Annotated in this window: 24 protein-coding genes; 14 read left to right on the forward strand and 10 right to left on the reverse strand. The window is 45.6% G+C overall.

Annotation, left to right across the window (positions count from 1 at the left end; all coding sequences use genetic code 11):
• Positions 1-48: 48 nt before the first annotated feature.
• Positions 49-1335, reverse strand: coding sequence for an urea ABC transporter substrate-binding protein (urtA, locus tag ACXAC1_RS06240; protein ID WP_475059978.1), 1287 nt, complete (start codon positions 1333-1335; stop codon positions 49-51).
• A 424-nt stretch (positions 1336-1759) separates the two neighbouring features.
• Here urtA and ACXAC1_RS06245 point away from each other — a divergent pair, with 424 nt between their 5' ends.
• Positions 1760-3463, forward strand: coding sequence for a cache domain-containing protein (locus ACXAC1_RS06245; RefSeq protein WP_475063789.1), 1704 nt, complete (start codon positions 1760-1762; stop codon positions 3461-3463).
• Between the two features lie 105 nt (positions 3464-3568).
• Positions 3569-4900 (forward strand): IS4 family transposase, encoded by a 1332-nt coding sequence (locus tag ACXAC1_RS06250; RefSeq protein ID WP_475059980.1) that lies wholly within the window; start codon positions 3569-3571, stop codon positions 4898-4900.
• Positions 4901-4954: 54 nt separating this feature from the next.
• On the opposite strand, the gene ACXAC1_RS06255 is transcribed toward ACXAC1_RS06250, so the two are convergent.
• Both ACXAC1_RS06255 and ACXAC1_RS06260 read right to left on the reverse strand, forming a co-directional pair.
• On the reverse strand, positions 4955-5290 hold the full coding sequence (locus ACXAC1_RS06255) for a zinc ribbon domain-containing protein YjdM (protein WP_228190154.1): 336 nt from the start codon (positions 5288-5290) through the stop codon (positions 4955-4957).
• Between the two features lie 84 nt (positions 5291-5374).
• Positions 5375-5563: a CopG family transcriptional regulator gene (locus ACXAC1_RS06260; protein ID WP_475059982.1), complete on the reverse strand. Its 189-nt coding sequence runs from the start codon at positions 5561-5563 to the stop codon at positions 5375-5377.
• A gap of 223 nt (positions 5564-5786) precedes the next feature.
• On the opposite strand from ACXAC1_RS06260, the gene ACXAC1_RS06265 reads away from it, so the two are divergent.
• From ACXAC1_RS06265 to map, 3 genes are all read left to right on the forward strand, one after another.
• Entirely contained in the window at positions 5787-6824 is a 1038-nt protein-coding gene (locus ACXAC1_RS06265) for a CobW family GTP-binding protein (RefSeq protein WP_475059984.1), read from the forward strand.
• A gap of 85 nt (positions 6825-6909) precedes the next feature.
• The gene (locus ACXAC1_RS06270) at positions 6910-7131 is read left to right on the forward strand and encodes a ParD-like family protein (protein WP_133561274.1); all 222 of its coding nucleotides are present in this window, start codon (positions 6910-6912) and stop codon (positions 7129-7131) included.
• On the forward strand, positions 7128-7910 hold the full coding sequence (gene map / locus ACXAC1_RS06275; protein WP_475059987.1) for a type I methionyl aminopeptidase: 783 nt from the start codon (positions 7128-7130) through the stop codon (positions 7908-7910). Before ACXAC1_RS06270 ends, map begins: the two co-directional genes overlap by 4 nt.
• Positions 7911-7965: 55 nt before the next feature.
• Here map and ACXAC1_RS06280 read toward each other — a convergent pair whose 3' ends face one another.
• On the reverse strand, positions 7966-8283 hold the full coding sequence (locus tag ACXAC1_RS06280) for an antibiotic biosynthesis monooxygenase family protein (RefSeq protein ID WP_475059989.1): 318 nt from the start codon (positions 8281-8283) through the stop codon (positions 7966-7968).
• Between the two features lie 148 nt (positions 8284-8431).
• On the opposite strand from ACXAC1_RS06280, the gene ACXAC1_RS06285 reads away from it, so the two are divergent.
• Together ACXAC1_RS06285 and ACXAC1_RS06290 are read left to right on the forward strand one after the other, a co-directional pair.
• Positions 8432-8836 carry a DUF6088 family protein gene (locus tag ACXAC1_RS06285; protein ID WP_475059992.1) on the forward strand — a complete coding sequence of 135 codons (405 nt, stop codon included), beginning with the start codon at positions 8432-8434 and terminating at the stop codon, positions 8834-8836.
• Positions 8817-9863 carry a nucleotidyl transferase AbiEii/AbiGii toxin family protein gene (locus ACXAC1_RS06290; RefSeq protein WP_475059994.1) on the forward strand — a complete coding sequence of 349 codons (1047 nt, stop codon included), beginning with the start codon at positions 8817-8819 and terminating at the stop codon, positions 9861-9863. Before ACXAC1_RS06285 ends, ACXAC1_RS06290 begins: the two co-directional genes overlap by 20 nt.
• Here the strand turns inward: ACXAC1_RS06290 and ACXAC1_RS06295 are convergent.
• The gene (locus ACXAC1_RS06295; protein ID WP_475059996.1) at positions 9849-10712 is read right to left on the reverse strand and encodes a hypothetical protein; all 864 of its coding nucleotides are present in this window, start codon (positions 10710-10712) and stop codon (positions 9849-9851) included. The genes ACXAC1_RS06290 and ACXAC1_RS06295 overlap by 15 nt on opposite strands.
• Before the next feature lie 158 nt (positions 10713-10870).
• Positions 10871-11755: an EamA family transporter gene (locus tag ACXAC1_RS06300; protein ID WP_475059998.1), complete on the reverse strand. Its 885-nt coding sequence runs from the start codon at positions 11753-11755 to the stop codon at positions 10871-10873.
• Positions 11756-11900: 145 nt separating this feature from the next.
• Here ACXAC1_RS06300 and ACXAC1_RS06305 point away from each other — a divergent pair, with 145 nt between their 5' ends.
• Positions 11901-13310 carry an aminotransferase-like domain-containing protein gene (locus ACXAC1_RS06305; RefSeq protein WP_475060001.1) on the forward strand — a complete coding sequence of 470 codons (1410 nt, stop codon included), beginning with the start codon at positions 11901-11903 and terminating at the stop codon, positions 13308-13310.
• 37 nt (positions 13311-13347) lie between these two features.
• Here the strand turns inward: ACXAC1_RS06305 and ACXAC1_RS06310 are convergent, their stop codons facing one another.
• The 3 genes from ACXAC1_RS06310 to ACXAC1_RS06320 form a co-directional block, all read right to left on the reverse strand.
• Positions 13348-14361 carry a hypothetical protein gene (locus ACXAC1_RS06310; RefSeq protein ID WP_475060003.1) on the reverse strand — a complete coding sequence of 338 codons (1014 nt, stop codon included), beginning with the start codon at positions 14359-14361 and terminating at the stop codon, positions 13348-13350.
• 7 nt (positions 14362-14368) lie between these two features.
• Positions 14369-14881: a hypothetical protein gene (locus ACXAC1_RS06315; RefSeq protein WP_475060005.1), complete on the reverse strand. Its 513-nt coding sequence runs from the start codon at positions 14879-14881 to the stop codon at positions 14369-14371.
• A 133-nt stretch (positions 14882-15014) separates the two neighbouring features.
• Positions 15015-15608: a hypothetical protein gene (locus tag ACXAC1_RS06320; protein WP_475060008.1), complete on the reverse strand. Its 594-nt coding sequence runs from the start codon at positions 15606-15608 to the stop codon at positions 15015-15017.
• Positions 15609-15805: 197 nt separating this feature from the next.
• Between ACXAC1_RS06320 and ACXAC1_RS06325 the strand changes: the two genes are divergently transcribed.
• Positions 15806-17158, forward strand: a complete 1353-nt coding sequence (locus tag ACXAC1_RS06325) for a multicopper oxidase family protein (RefSeq protein WP_475060009.1) — start codon at positions 15806-15808, stop codon at positions 17156-17158.
• On the opposite strand, the gene ACXAC1_RS06330 is transcribed toward ACXAC1_RS06325, so the two are convergent.
• Positions 17153-18040 (reverse strand): LysR family transcriptional regulator, encoded by an 888-nt coding sequence (locus ACXAC1_RS06330; protein ID WP_475060011.1) that lies wholly within the window; start codon positions 18038-18040, stop codon positions 17153-17155. The two genes, ACXAC1_RS06325 and ACXAC1_RS06330, sit on opposite strands and share 6 nt — an antisense overlap.
• Positions 18041-18157: 117 nt before the next feature.
• Between ACXAC1_RS06330 and ACXAC1_RS06335 the strand changes: the two genes are divergently transcribed.
• From ACXAC1_RS06335 to ACXAC1_RS06355, 5 genes are all read left to right on the forward strand, one after another.
• Positions 18158-19576: a coniferyl aldehyde dehydrogenase gene (locus ACXAC1_RS06335; RefSeq protein WP_475060013.1), complete on the forward strand. Its 1419-nt coding sequence runs from the start codon at positions 18158-18160 to the stop codon at positions 19574-19576.
• Between the two features lie 34 nt (positions 19577-19610).
• On the forward strand, positions 19611-20288 hold the full coding sequence (locus tag ACXAC1_RS06340) for a type 1 glutamine amidotransferase domain-containing protein (RefSeq protein ID WP_475060016.1): 678 nt from the start codon (positions 19611-19613) through the stop codon (positions 20286-20288).
• A gap of 75 nt (positions 20289-20363) precedes the next feature.
• Positions 20364-21269, forward strand: coding sequence for an efflux RND transporter periplasmic adaptor subunit (locus ACXAC1_RS06345; protein ID WP_475060018.1), 906 nt, complete (start codon positions 20364-20366; stop codon positions 21267-21269).
• Entirely contained in the window at positions 21269-22279 is a 1011-nt protein-coding gene (locus tag ACXAC1_RS06350; RefSeq protein ID WP_475060021.1) for a DUF2955 domain-containing protein, read from the forward strand. Before ACXAC1_RS06345 ends, ACXAC1_RS06350 begins: the two co-directional genes overlap by 1 nt.
• 62 nt (positions 22280-22341) lie before the next feature.
• Entirely contained in the window at positions 22342-22518 is a 177-nt protein-coding gene (locus ACXAC1_RS06355; protein ID WP_475060023.1) for a DUF6435 family protein, read from the forward strand.
• Positions 22519-22524 lie beyond the last annotated feature (6 nt).

Consider the following 22524-nt stretch of genomic DNA (forward strand, 5'->3'; position numbering starts at 1 on the left):
TCAGAACACGCTCTGAGGGCCAAGTTTTAACCCTGGGACATGGTCAAATTAGTAGTTCTGACCTGAACACGTTTTCGTTTCCGTGTTGTAGTTGCCACACTTCACTGGATCCGTCCAATCGGCAATCAGGTCTTTAGAACCTGGTAGGAAGTCAGACCACGCGTCGCCTGGTACAACGCTTTCTGTTTCCCATACTGTCTCAAACTGACCGTCGTCTTGGATTTCACCAATCAGTACCGGCTTGCTCAAGTGGTGGTTTTTGTTCATCACAGCCACACCGCCCGTTAGGTTAGGTGTTTCTTGACCGATCATTGCTTGCTCAACCGCATCCACGTCCGTCGTACCCGCTTCGGTTACCGCGTTAGCCCACATGTTGAAACCGATGTAAGTTGCTTCCATTGGGTCGTTCGTTACACGGCCTGGGTTCTTAGTGAAGGCTTTCCACTGCGTGATGAACTCTTCGTTTTCTTCCGTCTCAACGCTCTGGAAGTAGTTCCAAGCCGCTAAGTGACCTACTAGAGGCGCGGTATCTAGACCAGAAAGCTCTTCTTCACCTACAGAGAATGCCACCACTGGGATGTCTTCAGAAGAGATACCTTGGTTACCTAGCTCTTTGTAGAAAGGAACGTTTGCGTCACCGTTGATGGTAGAAACAACGGCTGTTTTCTTACCTTCAGACCCGAATTTAGCGATATCCGCTACGATCGACTGCCAGTCAGAGTGACCGAAAGGCGTGTAGTTGATCATGATGTCTTCTTCTGCGACACCCATGTCTTTTAGGTAAGCTTCAAGAATTTTGTTAGTGGTACGTGGATAAACATAGTCCGTACCCGCTAGCACCCAACGCTCCACACCTAGCTCGTCTTTTAGGTAGTTAACCGCTGGAATCGCTTGTTGGTTCGGCGCAGCCCCAGTGTAGAACACGTTTTTAGACGACTCTTCACCTTCGTACTGAACTGGGTAGAACATCAAGCCGTTAAGCTCTTCGATAACCGGTAGAACCGATTTACGAGAAACCGATGTCCAGCAACCGAAAATCACGTCTACGTCTTTTTCAGTAATCAACTCACGCGCTTTTTCTGCAAACAAAGGCCAGTTTGACGCAGGGTCAACCACCACTGCTTCCAGTTTCTTACCTAGCAAACCACCTTTCTTGTTTTGCTCTTCTACCATCATTAGAACTGTGTCTTTTAATGTGGTTTCAGAAATCGCCATCGTACCCGACAAAGAGTGCAACACACCTACTTTGATCGTGTCATCAGCAGCCATCGAAGGAAGAGCGATAAGCGTTGCACCGGAGAGCGCAATCGCAGAAGCAAGCGTTTTAAGTTTCATGATTGGAGTCGTCCTTTGTGATAATGATTTTGGGCTGATATGCAGACCTAATGTGAAACCTGCGACGCTGCATATCAGTACAACCAGTATTCAAAAATCACATCCAAAACGGTATGCGCGAAACACCCTAGGCGACTACGTCATTTGACGTAGTGGTTCTTAAAGTGCGTTCGTTATTAAGTGGGTATGAAGAGTTAATATCTGAGCTCTATAATTAAAAGCTAGAAAAGTCAATAATTTTTAAGTAAATGTAGGATGTTTTTTGTTAAACAGCGCTTTAAATAAAATATACATGGCGGTATCCTTAAACAATTGGTCGAAAAAACGACTTTTCCTAATACCGCACCTTTAATGCCAATCTCTTTATAGCAAGGATGAATGAATGAAAAAAAAGCGCCTCGCTTACTATGTTTTTTTCAATGTCATGCTAATTGGTATTACAGCTTTAGCCATCACTTCCTATCTATGGATCAATAACATTTACGACACTTATGCTCGTGAGTCTGCACGAATCCAAGAAGAGTATACAAATAAGGTGCGTGATGAGCTGAAAAACCGCGTCGATACCATTGTCAGTTTTATTAACTATCGTAAGGCTTCTACAGAGGCACTTCTTCAGCAAGACGTCCGTAACCGAGCTAATGAACTTCATAGCTTGATGACTTACTTGTATAGCGCCAATCAGGGGAAGCTAAATAATCAAGAAATTCAGACGCTTATAACCGAATCCGTCAGGGGGCTGAGGTATAACAATGGTCGCGGTTATTACTTTATTGATACCTTGGCAGGAGATGTTGTGCTCTACCCCGTTGCCCCTGAAAGCGAAGGTAAAAATTTATATTACTTACAGGATGAGCGAGGGAATTTTTCTCTACAGCAAGAAATTGCACTGGTTAAGCAGCATGGTCAGGGGTTTATCGAAGGTTATTGGAAAAAACCTGGCAACGATGCAGGCCATGACCACAAAAAAATTACCTTCGTAAAAAAGTTCGAACATTTCAACTGGTATTTTGGTACAGGTGAATACACAGATGTCATTGAGCAACAAGTAAAAGATGAATTAAAAGGGTATGTAAATCAGCTCACTTACGGCACAGACCGAGACCAGTATGTTTTTATTCATGACTTTCAAGGAGTGGAGCTTGCCAATGGTTTATACCCTTCTCTTGTTGGACAAAATCATTTCCAATTACCTTACAGCCAAGGTGCGAATTTCGTTCACACGCAAATTAAGCTGGCGAGTACGCCGCCTTACTATGGCTTTTTAACACACCTTTGGCCGACTCCCGACGGGACTGAAAAAGATAAACTGACTTACGTTGCTGGCATCCCCCAGTGGAATTGGGTAGTAGGTTCTGGTGCGGACATGGAGGCCCTGAATACTGTTATTGCTGCACACCAAGACGAGCTGTATCAACAACTTGTAGCCAGTTTAAAAAATGCGATTATAGTGGCTATAACGATTTTAGCATTAAGCCTACTCGCCGCACGCCATATATCCCGTAAAATAAATAACAGTTTGCGCCTTTTCACTTTAAATATGCAACAAAGCTCCGCACAGCTTTCCGTAATAGATCACGATAAAGTTGTCTACAAGGAGTTCGAAGAGCTTGCTAACGTATCCAACGATAAGACAAACAAAATCAATAACTTACTTTATAAAGATGAACTTACTGGTCTTTATAATCGGCGCTATATAAATCAGCTACTGAACCAATTAGTAGACACCTCCCAGCAAGAGCAAAGTCCGTTATCACTGGTTATGATTGATATCGACCACTTTAAACAAGTCAACGATAATTATGGCCATCAATTAGGCGATGAAGTTCTGATTGCTATTGCTCACATCATTCATAATTACACCAAAGATAAAGGGATTGTCGGACGCTTTGGTGGAGAAGAGATTCTCGTCATCCTACCCAATACAACTGCAGATCAAGCTTTCCAGCTTGCCTCGAGCATTCGAAAAAAGATTGAGCTGCAACATTTTGATCATATTAAACATACCATCACAATCAGCGCGGGCATCAGCTCAGGCAAAGAACACACTGGCTTCGAACTCATCCGCCAAGCAGATGATAATTTATATAAGGCAAAGCGTAATGGGCGTAATCGTGTTGAAAGATGAATCTGCAACAATAAAAAGGCCCCTAATTAGGCAATGCTGTTCACTTAAGGAAAAAACAGCATAATTAGTTAAAATCCAGTAACCATCAGGCTACTGGATTTTTTTATGCCTCTTCACCAAACCTTGCTTGAAATCGACGAACTACACCAATTCTCAGACCAAAGTACTTTTACTCAAAACATCCCTGTTGAATGGGTCGAATCCGCCCTTACGCTCACTCAGAGTGCAACCATTCGTAGGCGGCGATTACCATCAGATCAGGTGCTTTGGTTAGTGTTAGGCATGTCGCTCTTCAGAGATGAACCTATTGCTGATGTGGCACGACGTTTAAACATCTGCTCCCAAGGCTTGGCTAATGACTGTTTACTAGCAAAAAGTGGCATTTCTTCCGCTCGCCAGCGGTTAGGTCCCCAGCCTCTTGAGTGGTTATTTCGCAAAACAGGTTATCATTGGGGAAGTGAGCGTTACCCAGCAGATGACTGGAATGGACTGCAAGTTTTCGCTGTTGATGGTGCGTTGTTCCGAACGCCTGACACGCCCGAGTTACGAGAGCACTTTGGGTCTGGTAACACCTCGACTAACCGTCAAACACCTTATCCTATGCTAAGGCTAGTCAGTCTTATGAATACAAGGTCTCACATCATGCTTGATGCCCAAATCAGTCCCTATCGCAAAGGTGAAATTCGAATGGCTGAGAACTTTGTATCTCGTATCCCTGACCACTCTGTAACACTGCTAGATAAAGGTTTTTGGGGAGCCGACCTTTTGCTTAGCATCAATCGTGACAATGACAATCGCCATTGGTTAATCCCTGCCCGTAAGGGGTTGGTTTATGAGGAGGTTGAGCAGTACAACTCACGGGATAGATTACTGCGCATGAAGGTCTCAGATCAGGCTAAAAAACGCAATTCAAGCCTACCTGAATACTGGGATGTCCGCGCGGTGACTTATGAAATCAATAAGGTTGAGAAGACGGTTTATACTTCCTTGCCCTATGCGAAATTCAATACAGAAATGGTGAGCAAGTTATACCATGAGCGCTGGGAAATCGAACTAGGCTTTAGAGATATCAAAAGCTCAATGAACAATAATGCTCTCACTCTTAGAAGCAAGAAGGTGGAACTGATTTATCAGGAGGTTTGGAGTTTATTACTAGCCTACAATGTTGTAAGGCGTGAAGCAGGGCAAGCAGCCATTGCTTATCAGAAATCCCCAAGTGAAATAAGCTTTAAGGCGGCATACTGCTATATTGCGAGTCAGCTCATTGTGATGGCACAAGCACAACCAGTATCAAAGACAGGAACTCGCTTAGCTCACCTAAGATCAGGTATTGGAGAGTTGTGTATAAACTACCGTTCTAGGCCTTCTAGACCTAGGACGGTAAAGATAAACAAGACCCGTTATCCGGTGAATCGCAATGCTGCTCCCCTTAAGTGAACAGCATTGCCCTAATTAGGAGCCTTCTTAAATCATTTTAATTCGCTGAACAGATTACGCTTTCTTAACGAACTTAGATTTCAGCATCATGTCACCAGCACCGTCGACTTTACAGTCGATGTCGTGGTCGCCGTCGACGAAGCGTTTGATCGTCGCTTTCGTGCCGACTTTTAGTACTTGAGAAGAGCCCTTTACTTTTAGATCTTTAGTCAAAGTGACTTTATCGCCTTCCGCTAGCAGGTTGCCAACCGCGTCTTTTAGGATCAGTGCGTCTTCATCTACCACTTCTTCGTTCGGGTTCCACTCGTAAGCACACTCAGGGCAGATCAACATAGCCTGATCTTCATAAACGTATTCAGAGTTGCACTTTGGGCAAGCTGGAAGACTCATACTTCAATAACCTCAATAGAAATAGGGAATAATTTTTGCGGCATTATAACGCAATGACAATAACATGATAATGTTTTTAGGGAATTAGCCTTTTTTAGGGGCTTCTTCTAGCACTTCTTTGGTGAAATCCACATCGTGATCGTCTAAATAACCACGTATCAGCTGACGCACCACTTGTGAAGGTGTTAAGTCTTTTTCAGCACACAGCTTCTCAAACGCCTTCTTTTTACGAGGGTCGAGCAATACAGTAAAACGAGCAGTTTTGCTTTCCATTAGGCATCCTTAGAACGTCTATTCATTATCATTTGATTATAATACCCGATAAGGAATTTCATCTCTATACATTGTATTTTCTCCTTATGATCGCAATGAACAGGGCAGGGTATTAAAGATCATGAAAAAACTGTCGGGATAGGGATAGTCCGCCCACGTAAAACGTTTCAAACTATTCGTCATAGCCGTCGCCACCCGTACCATTGATAAACGAAGAGATTTTATGAACGAGCAAGCCAACGCCATTCCTACCAACATCATCACTGGGTTTCTTGGTGTGGGGAAAACCACGACCATTAACGGACTTTTGGCAAATAAGCCCGAGGGCGAGTCTTGGGCAGTACTGGTCAATGAGTTTGGCCAAGTCGGTATTGACCAAGAAATGATGCCCAATGAAGAGGGCCTTCATATCAAAGAGCTAGCGGGTGGCTGTATCTGCTGTACCATGGGCGCATCCTTAACCCCCACCTTGAAGTCTCTGATTGAGCATGCAAAACCTGACCGCTTGATCATCGAGCCTACTGGTATCGGCCACCCAGAGGGGATTATCGATACGTTAATGGGGCCGTCTTTCAAGGACAAGCTCGACCTACGCGCCACTATTTGCATCCTTGATCCCCGCTCGCTTGAACTGGAAGACGTCGCCAACAGCAATATCCTTCACGACCAGCTGAACTTGTCAGATGTGGTGATCATCAACAAATGCGATATCGCAGAGCCAGAGATGGTCGAGTTTGTGGAACAGAGCTTAAACGGCATGTTCCCACCGAGACAGCATATTGGTCGAAGTATCAAAGGCGAGATCGCCCCAGCGCTATTGGACTTGGTACGCAATGGTCAGCTGAAGGCACAATTTCCTGAAGCCCATTCTCATACTCATCATGATCACAGCCACTCACATAGCCATGATCACGGATATGAGCACCATCTCCATGCGCCAGAAGCCATCGCAGAACCTGGCAAACCCATTCGAAAAACGGGCAACGGCAGTGGCTTATTCAGCTGTGGTTGGATTTTCCATCGAGACGATTGCTTCGATTATTGGCAACTGGAAGAAATCCTAAACGGCCTCGAAGGTGTTAGTCGCATCAAAGGGGTGATCCGCATTGGGCATGCTTGGGTGTTCTACAACCGAGTGAACGATGAACACGACTTCGACAAAGTGGCCTACCGCCGCGATTCACGCATTGAAATCATCAGCCCACGGGAGCTGGACTGGGAAGCATTAGAACAACAAATGCTGGCCTGTTTGCAAAAATAGGCCCCCATTTTCTCTTGATTTACGCATTTCAAATGTGAGACTTAATATAATATGGTTCATATACGATTTATATATGGATCATATTATGGGAATCATCAAAATCTCCGACGACGTACATGATGATGTGCGCCGCGCCTCTCAAGTCATGTCACGCTCCATCAATGCTCAAGCTGAGTTCTGGATTAAGATTGGCCGCCTTGCTGAACGAAATCCAACCATGAGCTTCTCGGAAATCATTCAAATGGAGTTGGACAAAGCCGATGCCCTAGAAGCGGCTGAAATGATCGATCAGCAGGCCCTAGCATGAGCAGAGAAACCGTTCATATCAAAAGCCCTGCAGAAATCGAGCTAATGCGCGAATCGGGCCGACTACTTGCGAAGGTCTTTAAGCACCTAGACAGTTTTGTCAAAGAAGATGTCACCACCATGGCCATCAATAATGAAGTAGAGCGCTACATTCGTCAGGAGCTCAATGCTCGACCAGCCAGCCTTGGCCAATATGGTTATCCGTACTCACTCAACACATCCGTCAACGAAGTCGTCTGCCACGGCATGCCCAGTGAACACTATGCCCTACGCCCGCGAGATATTATTAATCTAGACATCACTTTGGAAAAGAATGGCTTTATTGCTGATTCAAGCAAAATGTACGTGATGCCTAGTGCAGGGCCTGAAGCCAGACGCCTCGTTAAAGCCACCTATGAGGCCATGTGGCAAGGCATCAAACAAGTGAAGCCTGGTGCAACACTAGGGGATATCGGTCATGCCATCGCCAGCTTCGCACAAGCGAATCGCTACACCGTCGTACAAGAATACTGCGGCCACGGCATTGGCCGAGAAATGCACGAAGCACCACAAGTCATGCACGTAGGACGCCGAGGACAAGGCTTAACACTAAAACCCGGCATGACGTTTACCATCGAACCCATGATTAATCAGGGCCGAGCCAAAACGAAAACCAAGAAAGACGGCTGGACCGTTATCACCGCAGATCGCAAGCTATCCGCCCAATGGGAACACACGATTCTCGTCACCGAGACTGGCTACGAAGTGTTAACCCTTCGAGAAGAAGAACAGGCGCTTTAGCTGTCATGGCAAGAGTTAGTAAAGGGGTTTCCTTTACTAACTCAACACGTGATCCCTAAAGGCCGTAATCTCGCTCTACCTTTGCAATACGGACTTTGAAGGTTTCATACCACTGCTCACGGCCCATTTTCTGAGCACTTAAATGCTCTACATTTTGCTTCCATTGTCTAATCGAATCCAAGTCTTGCCAGTAGGAGACAGTGACTCCCACGTCCTCCCGCGCTGACTCTATTCCTAAAAAACCTGGCTGCTGCTCAGCAAGCGTGACCATCCTATCCGCGACCTCACCGTAGCCGTTATCGCCAGCGGTTCGAACCGATGTAAAAATCACCGCATAGTAAGGCGGTGTGGGGGTCTTTGCTAAAAGCGTCATGGGTTGTCCTTTGGAAACTTTATAAGCAACTTATAACAGAAAAACACTCTAAAAGTGACCGTTAATTAAAACCAGAATGTCGTATTTTTGCTTTTGAGAAATGTCGTATTTTTGTCTATTATATAGACAACATTAACGAGGTGATGATATGACCATTCAAAGCAGAATCGAAACCAGAGTAAAGCGCTCTAAGCGTTCTGTTTTTATGCGCTCAGACTTCAAAGATATCGCCGATTACGATCAAGTTGGCCGCTGTTTGAGACAGCTTGTTCGCGCAGGCCTGCTGTTAAAAATCAGCTATGGATTGTACGCGCGAGCACGCCTTAATCGCATCACTGGCAAGCCAATGCCTGATAACCCAGCAGGTTCAGACGGCGTGATCATTGAAGCGCTTGAACGATTGAATGTTGATTACTCGTTTGACGAAGTTTCTCAATCAAGCCTCTCAGGACAAAGCACTCAAATTCCAGCCAACGTTAAGGTCATACCTAAAAGTGCGCGCTTTACCCGAAAGATCAAAGTAGGAAGTCAAAGTGTCAACGAACTTCGATAGCTCGTTATTTGTCGATATTGCCGATGCCATAGGCCTTGGCAACCCCGCAATCGTTGAAAAAGACTACTATATAGTTGAGCTACTGAAGCTCATTTCCAAACTTGATTTGGACTACCATCAAATCGTATTTTCTGGTGGTACAGCATTAGCAAAGTCGTCTATCAAAACCCACCGAATGTCCGAAGACATCGATCTAAAGCTTATTCCTAAATCAAACTACGTCGAATTAGTCTCAAGAAATGCCAAAAGGAATGCGCGTAAAAAGGCGAAGTTGCAGGTAGAAAACTTACTTGAGCAAAGTACTTTATTTTCAATAGAAGGCACGCCATCAATACAAGATGAATACCGCTATTCAGCTTTTGAAGTGAGATACCCTCAGGAATACCAACAAGCTCCCTGTCTAAGACCTTTTATTAAGCTTGAATTGATCGAATCGACGACTCTAAGCTCGCCAGAAAAGAGGCTAATCCAATCCATTTATTCTGAAGTTCTAAAAGAACACGAACAAAAAATTGAGATGGATTGCGCTGCAATTATCGACACTCAAGCAGAGAAACTGGTCTCAATGCTTCGAAGAACCGCAAGTGCCACACGAGATCAAATTCGAGACGATGACGAAACTCTCATCCGCCATATCTATGACACTTACTATATCCAAATGGCTGAGCCTTCGGACAAAACAGCTCTAGCCGTGCTGGTAGATAAAGTAATAAAAGCCGATGTTGAGCAATACGGCAAACAGCACCCTAAACTCGTCGAGTCACCACTTGAAGAGCTGAATTTTGGGTTAGAGCAACTCATTCATAATGAGCTTTTTAAAGAGCGCTACGAACGGTACGTTAGCCCTATGGTCTACGCCGAGCATCCTGTAACTTGGCAAGATGCTTTGGCTACTTTCCACAGACTAACGCTAGAAGTTTTCGAAGAGATTAAAGAGAGCTATCTAAAGGATTGCTTTGCATCGACCAAAGAAGATTTAGACAACGATGATGCTGTGGACGGGCAGAATTTCTTAAAACTTAATTAAGTCTATCAGCGTTTCTTCACCCTCGAATGACGCATCAATCCTTACAGCAGATATTGATAAGACAACACATGACAGACCATTTAATTCTGCTGACAATGAAGACTTAACGTATAACTCGAGAGCCGGATTGCTTTTATGACAAATTAGAACAGATTCTGCAGTTGTAATAATGTCTAAACCATCAATCTCTTCAAATTTTTCAAAGAATGTTTTCTCTACAAAGAAACCTTTAACGTTAAAACCAGACTTAGTGCCCTGCGCATCAATAGAGTAAGCTTTAGCAAAAGCAGTATTCATTTGAAACTCGGCAGGATTATAAAGAAAGTTTTTTTCTAGTAGCTGTTTGCTATGTTCATTTGGCTCTTCTCCATGATAGAGAAAAGAATTTCCTGTATGGATTTCAGGTGAATATTGAATCCTTTCCCCACCAGCTAACACCGTTCTAATACCTACGCCGTAACGTTCAGTAAGACGCAGTAAACTAAGATGCCCAAGCACTAAGTCTCTTATGTAAAAAATAGCGGAGGAAGCCTGTATATATTCAGGTTTATCTAAATCTACTGTACGAGCAACGCCATCATTAATAATTAGGACATTTTCAAATGCCATTGGGGGCAAATTCACCAAAAATGGATGGCCTACTCTGTCATACACTTCGCTTAAAAGTTCTAGTGCACCATTCTTTTGCAAGCTCATTAAGTCCCATTGAGACTCTTTTAGCAAGCCTCCAAATCCACAAACATCCATCCATGTACTTACGCACGGTATAGGCTTCAATTCTCCACGGTGTGCTTTGCCTCTCCATTCAATAGCCGCGTAAAACTCTTCTTTTTCCCAAGGAGTAGGCATTTCAAACATCTCCATATGATTATGACTTAACAATAACTTTAGTTAAGCCATGGTAATTGAATGCTTAGCACTGTGCACTCACTAGAGTGGGTCAGATTCCTTAAATACCGAAGCTTAAGTAGCGTTAGATGGTGCAGGAATCTGCCCCCCTCACCACCTTAGCCTGCTTTGACAGCCACACCCCGTCCCTTCGGCAGTTTAATCTCGCTCACTGCCACGCCTAATAAGATCACCACGGCAGCAATACTTTGTGCCATATCTAAGCTTTCACCAAAGAAAAGATAGCCGCCGATTAGGGCAAATACCGGTACTAGCAAGGTCATGGGTGCGACGCTTGAGACGGAGTATTTGACGATCATTTTGTTCCAGAACCAGTAACCTAGCAGCGTGGTTGGATAAGCTTGGAAAGCGGCGGAGAACAGCACCGAGCCGTTGATTTCTAAGATAGATTGCGCCACTGAGCTTGGGCCACTGACAGCCATCGCTAACAACAGTAATGGAACCGGTGCGAAGGCCATGCCCCAGATATTGAAGGCGAAGATTTCGCGGGTACCGGAGCGTTTGACGATTAAGCCATTCACACTCCAAAACACCGAAGCGCTGAGCACCAAGGCTAACCCTAACACCGTCACGGTGCCGTCTTGGTTCCAGATAATAATACCCAAGCCGATCAAAGCGAGTATCGAGCCTAGAACTTTACTCACGGTGACTTGTTCTTTGAGTAAGTAACGACCCACTAACAAGCTGCTGATTACACTCATATCCAACAGTAAGGAGGCCAAGCCAGAGGAAAGACCCGCGCCAACGGACAAGGTGGTCAAGCCCCAAACTCCAACGCCAAAGGTTAATCCATATGCCATCAAGTAACGCCATGGCACATTGGGACGACGAATAAAAAAAATCAGCGGCAATACGGCCAAAGTAAAGCGCAACGCAGTCAGCAAAAAGGGATCGATATTGTTCACCCCCAGCTTGATCACGCTGAAGTTAAAGCCCCACAAAGCCATCAGTAACACCAGCAACAAACTGTCTCTTTGATTCATGATATGGCCCTCTCGTTTATTAAGCCGTTCTGATCCGAATGAGGACCAAGTATGAGGTGATACTTGCCAAGAGAGCAGATTCAATTTTTAATAAAATTAAGAGTACAATTTTAACAACCGTATTTTGAAAGGGCAGGATCACACGATGACTTTATATGAAACGCTCGCTCGGACGTTTATTGACGACATTATAAGTGAGCGTTTACCAACTGGTTCTCGACTGCCAGCTCTTAGGAAATTGGCTAAACAGCAATCGATCAGTTTGACGACCGCCGGAAAAGCCTATGCGTACTTGGAAGATCGAGGCTGGATTTACGCGCGTCCCCAAGCGGGCTACTTCGTTGCCAATCGAAGCAAAAAGACCGCGTTCCCAGTTCTTTCTAATCAGTCTTTAGTCCCCCGAGATCCAAGCCGCTTTGCGCCACAACAAGGTTATGATGCAGCGGCGACAGGCTTTGCACCGCTTGGAACGTCTTTACTTGCGCCCGAGTTACTGCCCGAAACGGACTTAACTCGAACCATTAAACGCGTCACCCAACGGGCCAGCCAGAGTATGTTTAGCTACCCTGAATCCCAAGGGGCCGCCAGCTTGCGTGATGCTCTGTCGGAACATTTTAGAAGCCAGCATTTTGCCTTTAACCCAGAGGAGTTGGTGATCACTAACTCCTGCTTAGAATCGGTGCGGGTCGCTCTGGAAAGTGTAAGCAAGCCAAACGATACCATCGCTGTCTGTTCGCCTTGCTTTAGTGGCTTGCTCGATCTTTTATCTACTTTACAGCGTCAGATTATTGAGATCCCCGTCACCCATGAGGGCATTGATCTCAGCCTACTCGAAGCCTGCTTTGCGGAACAAAAAGTCTCTGCGGCGTTATTAAGTACCACTCACATAAACCCTCTAGGTATTACGCTGCCAACAGAGCAAAAGCAGGCCATTGCAAAGCTTGCTGCTCAATATCAGATGCCAGTGATTGAAGATGATGTCTACTTTGAGCTTAGCCACAACAAGGCTCAGCCACTACCTGCGAAATACTGGGATAAGGAAGGCTATATTCTGTGGTGCAGCTCCATTTCGAAGACGCTTGCTCCAGGCTTGCGCCTTGGTTGGTGTTTACCTGGACGCTATTTTGATCGATTTTATCAACAGCATCACAGCTCCAGCATGGGGGTAAACAGCTTGGTCCAAGACTGCATCGCAGAGTTTTTGTTGTGCGGGGATTACCGTCGACACCTCAATGCACTTAGGCCCATTTTACAGTCACAAATGCATCAATATCGACAGTTCTTAGCTGAGCATTTGCCAGACTCCACGCAAATCAGTGCACCGCAAGGAGGGCTTGTACTGTGGCTGCGTGTTCCAAATTTAGATACCAATGCTCTCGCCGAGCAAGCATTACAACAAGGCATCGACATTCGTCGCGGAAGTTGTTTCAGCACGCATCCAGATTACAACGATTGCTTCAGAATTAACTGCGGCTGGCCTCTCTATTACGAGCAACCGGGCAATTCTCCAATTCTGCAGTTGAGGGCATTGTGTTCATTAATTTCTGAGCGGTAAGAAAGAGCGCTGAGGCTTAGCAGCCCCAACGACAATTTTATGGAAAGTAGAAATATATTTTTCCAGCAGGGAGATCCACCGTGACATGATCAAATGCATTGATCATATTCATTCCCATCACAGGCAACGGCTCACCATCGATTTTACGACTTGTGTGTGTGACCACTGAGCTATGCATACTGTAATCGCCAAACTTAAACTCGTTTTTACAAAGCCGAGCATCATCACCCACATCCAGTCCACGCTCTTCAAGCTCAGAGAAATCTACCTTTTCCGACACACAGTTTTCTTCGACAGCAAAGGGGACGGTGGAAATGGAGCTACCCGTTTCGAAACTCACGCGACGCTTGGTTTCATCATTGAATGGGTAATAGAAATGTAGGTTCTCACCATCAAAATCCGCATCATAGGAAATGCATTTATGAGTACAAGTGATGCTTTCTGGCTGAATCACAATACCACTAGAGTAAAAAGAAAACTGCCCGTATTGACCAATGAAATCAACACCTAGCACTCCTGAACTACGTCCTTCCTGAGTAATGATAATCTTATTTTTCATGCCACTTACATTTGAATTCATATCCACTATTGCTAAACTTGCAGTTATTTTCAGTCCAAACGGGTCTTTGAAATGAAATATCGAATCAACAAGATTAGGGCTAATATCCGCAATACTCATAAAAGAAGACGTATCTATCGTTGCATCAAAGCTCTCTCCACCTCGGGTATAAACCTTAGTATTATGAAATGAAAAGTCTTCTTCTGAATAAGAAGAAAATACAGTTTTTTCTTCTTTAGATGTTTTCTTCAACTCATTCTCAGAAAACATCAAAGAGATTTTCTTCCCTTCTAAATCGGAAAACACCTCACAAAAAAGAAGATCATCATCTACATATTTCGATTTATCATTACAAAAATCTACAGCCTCTCCAGCCAAAGGGAGAGCATTCAAAAAAATTATATCGTAAAAGTAATTTTCAACTTCAAAGGAGGTTTTAGAAAAAGAAGCTCCGGATACAAAAAAGCTTAATAGAAAAAATAGTTTCTTCATGACAACCTTAATTACAGTTTTTTCTTTTAATACTTAAGCCTACAATTTTGGCATTAACATCGTAGCTTACGGTTTTTTCAGCATCTATTTTAAAGCCTTTTCCTTTACCTCGAAGCTGTGGTTTAGACACAGTTGCGTCATTCTTCCACTCATCATTGATGGCATTATACTCGACACTACCTTCCGCTTTCCCGAAAGACATTTCTACCCCATTACCCAAATTTGAGCTTGCTTCTATAGAGGCTCTTGTAAATACATCAGCGTCGAGCGATTCTTCTGGTTTTTTAGTGTACCGGAAGCCTGCAACAGCCTCCGCTGTTACATCCAATATTGCCTGCTTATCTTGCAAGCCTTTATGCCAGCCCACAGAAAGCTCGACGATTGTCATCCGACACTGACCAGATCCATCGCTGATAATTTGATAGCGAATAGCCTCTCTGGCTTTCATACCTTTTTGAAGGTTGTTTACTTTATGTGCTTGCCTAGAAAGGGCCAAATCCCTAGCTTTAATGAACTCCATTACCACGTCCTGTTTAGTTATCCTGAAATTGAATCATAGCATTCGAATCGAACTGACTACGACATTAGCACCTCAACTAGAGCATATCCTTACACAGGCCTTACCAAAAACTGACTCAAGAACACCGCAAGCCTTACTGGGTTTTAGGCGTCAGAGTAATACGTCGATATTGCATCATTGCTAATAGCAACACACAGGCGAGAGCCATCACAAATGGGAACAGAACAGTAGCAAAGGAATACGCCTCTAACGCGATGATTGCGCAGGCATTGCGTAAGATGATTAACAAGAAAAAGGCTCGACTCTCTTCAAACGGATGATGGTAGGCTTTGCGTGCAGTAGGACCAAAACCGATCACATCAACGACCGTAAGTATGATGACCGCCCACAAAGGGTCTTGGGTGAGATACCAGAGAGGCAAAGACGCGAGTGCCGCAGCCAAAAACCACCAGTCTAACGCCGTGGAGGAGGCATCCCCTCGCTTCAAATAGGCTAGAAACGCGACATACAGGGTGATAAAGCCAGACACGCCAATTGGCCAAGCGCCAATGCCGCCGTCCGCTTGCAGCTGTGCAAAGAAGACGATCGTCGTAGTCAGGCCCCAGATCAGCCAAGAAAACACATGCGGTTTTACACGCCCCTTTAAAATCTGCACGATGTAAGGCACAAAGCCCGCAATCGCGAGCACCATCGCTGCGGCGCCCATGCTCCACTTTATCCAATCCATACCCATCATCCTATTTTGTCATGGCCATGTTAGCGGGCATTTCACATCACTGCTATGCCAATTACGCCATCTCCCAATGCTTAGCACACGATTTAGGACATCTAAGATCAATAGTTTGATGCAGAAACAAATGTCGTTATTGAGAGTCGCTTTCATTTGTGAAATGATTTTGCCCTTGCTAACACAGGAGTGTATCCATGGATCGTCGTCAATTTTTAAAGTCCAGCTCAGCATTGTTAACGCTGGGTGCTATGCCAAACATCCTTTTAGCGACGCCAAGTGAGGGGGTTGATTATGAACTCATCGTCGCACCTGCCGATGTGCGCATCGCGCCGGATGGCAATACCCCTGCTTGGTGTTTTAATGGGCATTTTCCTGCGCCGGTGATCCGCGCCAAACAACATCAGCCCGTGCGTATCCGTGTGGTGAATAAACTCGCGGAACCCACGACGATCCATTGGCATGGGTTGCGCATTCCGATTGCTATGGACGGTGTGCCCTTTTTGAGCCAAGCACCGATTATGCCGGGGGAAACCTTTGACTACGAGTTCACGCCACCTGACGCGGGCACCTTCTGGTATCACCCACATATGAACAGTGTTGAACAGCTTGGCAAAGGCTTAGTCGGAGCGTTTATCGTGGACGAAGCCGAAGATCCGGGCTTTGATGCCGATGTGGTGATGGGATTGAAAAATTGGCATATCCGCGACGATGGTTCTTTCACTGCGTTGACGACTCCGCGTAACGCCTTTCGTATGGGCACGCCAGGGCGCTTGATGACCGTAAATGGCAAAGTCGCACCAACCTATTACATCCCTACTGGTGGTGCGATCCGCGCTCGCCTCGTGAACATTGATAACACACTGACTTACAACATCCACGGCGACGGTAGCGACCTCACCATTGTCACTGTGGATGGAAACCCCATCGCAACACCTCGCCCACTGAAACAGCACTTAATGGGCCCAGGCATGCGTTTGGATCTAGGCTTTATTGCCCCGGATGAAGCGGACCAGATCGTCACCTTGTACCATAAACACGAAGTGCTAGTACGCTTTAAAACCGTTGGCGAAAGCAAGCAACGTCGAGCTCTGCCGCGCTTACCTTTAAACCCGATTCCAACGCCTGACCTCGACAATGCCGAGACCATTCAATTCGCGTTTGAATGGGATGCCTCCATCAACCCAGTGAAAAAAGACGGCAAGGTCAATTACCGCTTCTGGACCATCAACCGCAAAGCATGGGACGGCATGTCAGCGAAACATATTCCTGAACCGCTCGCCAGATTAGAACGGGGCAAAACCTACATCTTTGAGTTAGCCAACCTGACTCAATACCACCACCCGATCCACCTGCACGGCCACACCTTCACCGTCTTGGATTCTAATAAGCAACGTATCGAACCGTTTCACACCGACACCGTATTACTTGGGCAAAATGAAACCGCGAGAATCGCTTTTGTTGCGGATAACCCCGGCCGCTGGATGTACCACTGTCATGTGATAGAGCACCTCAAGACTGGGCTCATGGGGTATATTGAGGTGTCATAGTGACCTTAATTGAGTAAGCAAGGTCTGTCTTGCATGGGCAACTCGGACTTGGCGTAAAGCACTCGGTAACCAAATTAGATAATAATGAATGTCACGGGTGCCAACTGGCGAAGGAATCTCCATAAGTTCGCCCTGAGCAATTTGCTGCTGACATAAGAACTCCGGCATAACGGACCAACCAAAACCTTGTGTCAGCAACTTACGCTGGGCACGCAGATCTTGACTCACAACAGCAGGCACCAACGATGCAATACTAATTTGATTTTTTAGCAACCAAGGTTCGATCAACGATAATTCCAAGTTATAAGCCAATAAAGGCTCGGCACGAATCGCTGCGCCAAAGTCTTGTGCTGACATGATGCGCTTTACGACACTGGGAGCGGCCACTGGGAGTACTTTACTGGTATAAATCAGCTCGCTTTTCAAACGATCATCTAAAACAGGATGAGCAGAGACCCCCAAATCACAATGCCCCTCAAGCAACATGCTCGACACCATACTGCCGTTACCAGTATGCATACGAATTTTCACCCCCGATTCCAATAACGGTAGCATCTGTACACTGAGTATCTCCGCCATAAAATCCGCATGTCCGACTATTTGCAAGACACCAGAAATGTCCATTGATCGTGCTCTTGCTGAGGCTAAAGCCGCCTCTGCTGCTTCCAGCTTATCACCAATGTCCATGGCTAATTCATCCGCTGTGGAGGTAGGCTCAACGCCACTAGAGGAACGCTCAAATAACGGTCGCCCAATGGCTACCTCTAGTCCTGCAATGTGCTGCGATACAGCAGGTTGCGTCAAATTAAGTGAACGCGCTGCACCGCTAATAGAGCGCTGGCGATAAACTTCTATAAATGTGCGCATTCTTGCAAGAGACATTTCGACACCCCATAAATTTATTTATACCCTCTGAAAAATAGCATTGTTACCCCTCTCCTCTCAATCGCTTCTACTATGTAGGCATCAAAAGCAAGCCATCCAACTACAGGGGGATGTATGTCAAAAGAAACAATTCAAAACGAGCTAGAGAAAATTCTCAGCAGCATGAAACGCCAACAACTTCGTTCTGGCCCAGCGTCAGTCGAGTTACGAAAAGACCGTTTGCAGCGCTGCATAAAATTAATCCGTGATAACCATAAAGCCATTGCTTCTGCCATGAGCGAAGATTTTGGGCACCGTAGCTTATATCAGTCCTACGTGGCCGATATGGTAACGACCAGCAAGATGCTGCAACACTCGATCGATAATCTAGAAACTTGGATGAAGACAGAACAAACTGCCTCACCTGACCCTGAAATGCGCACAGAAATACAGTTTCAGCCATTAGGGGTTGTTGGTGTCATTAGTCCTTGGAATTTTCCAATCAATTTAGCATTTGGACCGTTAGCTGGCGTATTCGCAGCCGGTAATAGCGCTATGTTGAAGCCTTCTGAGTTGACACCTAAGACTTCAGATTTATTGGCTGAATTAGTGGCCCGTTATTTCGGCCCTGAAGAGCTAACCGTCGTACTAGGAGATGCGGATGTTGGCCAAGCTTTCAGCCACTTACCTTTCGATCATTTAGTCTTTACTGGTAGCACCGCTGTGGGTAAGCATGTGATGCGGGCTGCTGCAGAGAACCTTGTGCCAGTGACATTGGAGCTGGGCGGAAAGTCACCAGTTATGGTGGCCAAAGGTGCTGACCTGAGCAAAGCCGTTGAACGCACATTAACGATTAAATCCTTTAATGCTGGTCAAATTTGCCTATCACCAGATTATGTTTTGCTGCCTACAGAACAAGCTCAAGCGTTCAAAGACCAAGCGCGAGAATTCATGGGAAAAACTTTCCCAAGCATTCAAGAAAATACCGATTACACCGCGATCATTAACGAACGCCATTACCAGCGCTTAGTCGATCTATTAGAAGATGCACGTCAAAAAGGCGCCGAGATCATCAATCTTGCGCCGCAAAATGAACCGGCTTACGACGCCTCTAGCCGTAAAATCGCTCCGCATTTGGTGATTGGGGCAACTGACGACATGGCGATCATGCAGGAAGAAATATTTGGTCCATTGTTACCCATTCGTCTGTATCAAGAAGAAGACGAGGCAATTAAGTACATTAATCAACACCCTCGTCCTTTGGCCGCCTATTACTTCAATGAGGACAGCACAGCACAGCAAGCGTTTGCACAACAAACGACTTCTGGGGCGCTGGTCATCAACGACGTTATGACCCATGTATCTATTGATGAGCTACCTTTTGGTGGTGTGGGCGCATCTGGAATGGGGGCTTACCATGGTATTCATGGCTTCCGCCAGTTCTCTCATGCCAAGGCGGTGGTAGTACAAAGCGAAGCGGGTACATCAAACCTTCGCTTGCGAGCACCGTATGCAGACAAACAAGCAGCCGTAGACGCTTTTTTTAATCACTGATTCACCCATATTGATAAAGGATAGAGAGGTTTATATGAAAATTTTAATGGTTCTTACATCACATAATGAGCTGGGCAACACTGGAGAAAAAACAGGCTTTTGGTTAGAAGAGTTTGCCGCACCTTACTACACCTTTTTAGATGCAGGAGCTGAGCTTGTGTTGGCTTCACCTATGGGCGGCCAACCGCCTCTGGACCCGAAAAGTGACTTGCCTGACTTTCAAACCCCTGCTACCGAGCGATTTAAACAAGACGAACAGGCGCAACAAGTACTAGCAAACACCGTCAAACTTGAAGACGTGTCACAGGCAGATTTTGATGCGGTGTTTTACCCTGGCGGTCATGGCCCTCTGTGGGATCTTGCAGAGTCAGATCAGTCTATTGCCCTGATCGAAGCGTTTGAACAAGCAGGCAAGCCAATCAGCTTTGTTTGTCATGCGCCTGGTGTACTGCGTCATGTGAAAGCAGCTAACGGTGAGCCGCTGATCAAAGGACGTAAAGTCACTGGCTTTACAAACGGAGAAGAAGCGGGAGTGGAGCTGACTGATGTGGTGCCATTCTTGATCGAAGATGAATTCATTCGTCTTGGTGGTCATTATGAAAAAGGCGCTGACTGGCAGCCTCACGTGGTTGAAGATGGTCGTTTGATTACAGGCCAAAACCCAGCCAGCTCAGAAGCGGTAGCACAAGCTTTGATCAAACAGCTGGCCTAATTCTCCTCAAATCTCGTCGAGGCGGCATCCCATATGGGAAGCCCCTTGGCGGCTATTTCTTGATAACGAGCCCTCATGAAACGCGATATTTATGCTTATCTAACGTCTGTCGTGCTGTTTTTGGCGATTGCGTTCAGTGTCTTTTTAGTCATTAGCGATAACGAAATACCCTTTACTACCCAAGCGCGACTAAAAACTGCCCCCTTAGACATCTCAACAGAAGTATCTGGGCATATCGCGCAAGTGCTGGTAAAAGAAGGTGAACAGGTAACAGCCGGACAACCTTTATTCGAACTAGATTCCAGTCAATACAGTCTGGCTGCGGAAAAAGCTCAAGCTAACGTCCTTCTGGCCCAAAGCCAATGGCAGCAGGCAGACCGTTATTTAGCTCGGATTCAATCTTTATACGAGTCTTCTTCCACTAGTAAAGAGCAGCTAGATGAAGCTACCGCGAACAAGCAAACTAAGGCGGCCACGTTACAAGCCGCAAAAGCAGACCTGAAAACAGCCCAGCGTAATCTGCAATTGACACACATCGTCGCCACGAAAGCGGGCACAGTGACCAACCTAACCTATCAAGAAGGCATGTACGTCACGCCATCCGATACGCTAGTCCACATTGTCAATCAACAGGATCTATGGATTGCAGCAGACTTCACAGAAAAAGGGCTACCTGCATTAACCAAAGGCCATGCGGTAAACATTGTCTTCGATGCATATCCGAATCAAGTATTTCAAGGCCACATTCGTTCAGTCGATCCAGCCATCTCTACAGGAGCGGAACAAGTAACGAGCTTAGCGCAAGTTGAAGAGGAAACTCGCTGGATTCGTCCGCAACAAAAAATTCGTGTACGAATCCAAACCGACCAAGCTCCAACACTACTGGTTGCAGGCAGTCGCGCAAGCGTCATGATCCGCGATGACTATCATGTGGCAGACATTTGGATGACAATTTTAAGCTGGATGAGATACATCTACTAATGTACGAGCTCATTCGCAAAAGTCTTATCATTGTGATGTGCTTAATGCTAAGCAAAATGCTGCACTTAGACGTCAGCGTCTATGTCGTTCTTTTTGCGATAGTTGTTGCCACGACCAGTTTCTCTAAGCACTTCCATCACCTATTGCAGCGCCTGGCACCCTCAGTATGCGCTGCCATCGGAGCGGTATTTGTAAATCAGCTGTTCGCATCGCATCCGTTTATTATCTGGACTTGCAGCATATTGTACTTTGATCATGTCCGTCGCCACGCTGACAATAATCTACGTATCCGTATGGCCACTTTGCCACTGTTTATGATCATCTTCATAACGACCTATCACAACAGCAGCGATTACACCTTAGCCATACCCAATATTATCCGCGATGTGGTATTAAGCGCCTTGTTGGCTGCGCTTGTGGCGAGTTTTATCAATCACTTAATGCCGATCAAAGCACACCCTCCCAAACCTACGGTTATCTCCCAACCTGTCACAGGTACTGATCGCCTTAAAATGCTGATACTGGTTGGTGGCGGCTTGGCCTTCATCATGATTAATGAAGTGACCAGCGCGGTGTTTTGCTTAGTTCCATTGATTACCTCAGCGATGCAACCCACTCATGCACACATGAAACAACACGCCACAGAAAAAATCCTATCTCAAGTTGGTGGATGTAGCCTCGCGGTAATCGCTTCAATTATGTACTCAGGTACTGAAGTCAATGTATTCACCTACTTTGTCGTCTCTTTTTTGATGGTGTATCTAATATTGAAGTGGAGTCATTACTCCGAACCAAGAGATCGCGCTATTCACGCTGACGCATTGATGGGCTTTTTGATACCGTACCAACTCTATGTGGCGCACTATGGTAATGACTTTGGCTTAAGCTCAATTGCCTTAAGGGCAATTGAGTTAGTGATTGCTCTATTGATTATCTATACGCTAGCGCACTGGTTGAATCACCTATCGAATTATCCAAATAATGATAAAGCAAGACACGGAAGGACTTAGAATTGAACCAAACTAGACGCTAGCTCGTAAAACAAGGGCAACTTAAATAAAGGAGCGCTTCAATGCTGTCATTGTTCAAATCTAACCCGACCAAGAAACTTGAAAAGCGTTATTCAGAACTGCTTGAGCAGGCCATGCAAGCACAGCGCAAAGGCGATATCAGAACCTACTCAATGCTGACAGCGGAGGCCGAAGAAGTGCACGAACAAATAAAGGCGTTAGCGACTCAGAACTCTTAGCACCTA

This window comes from Marinomonas sp. AWM4_232 (assembly GCF_056158325.1).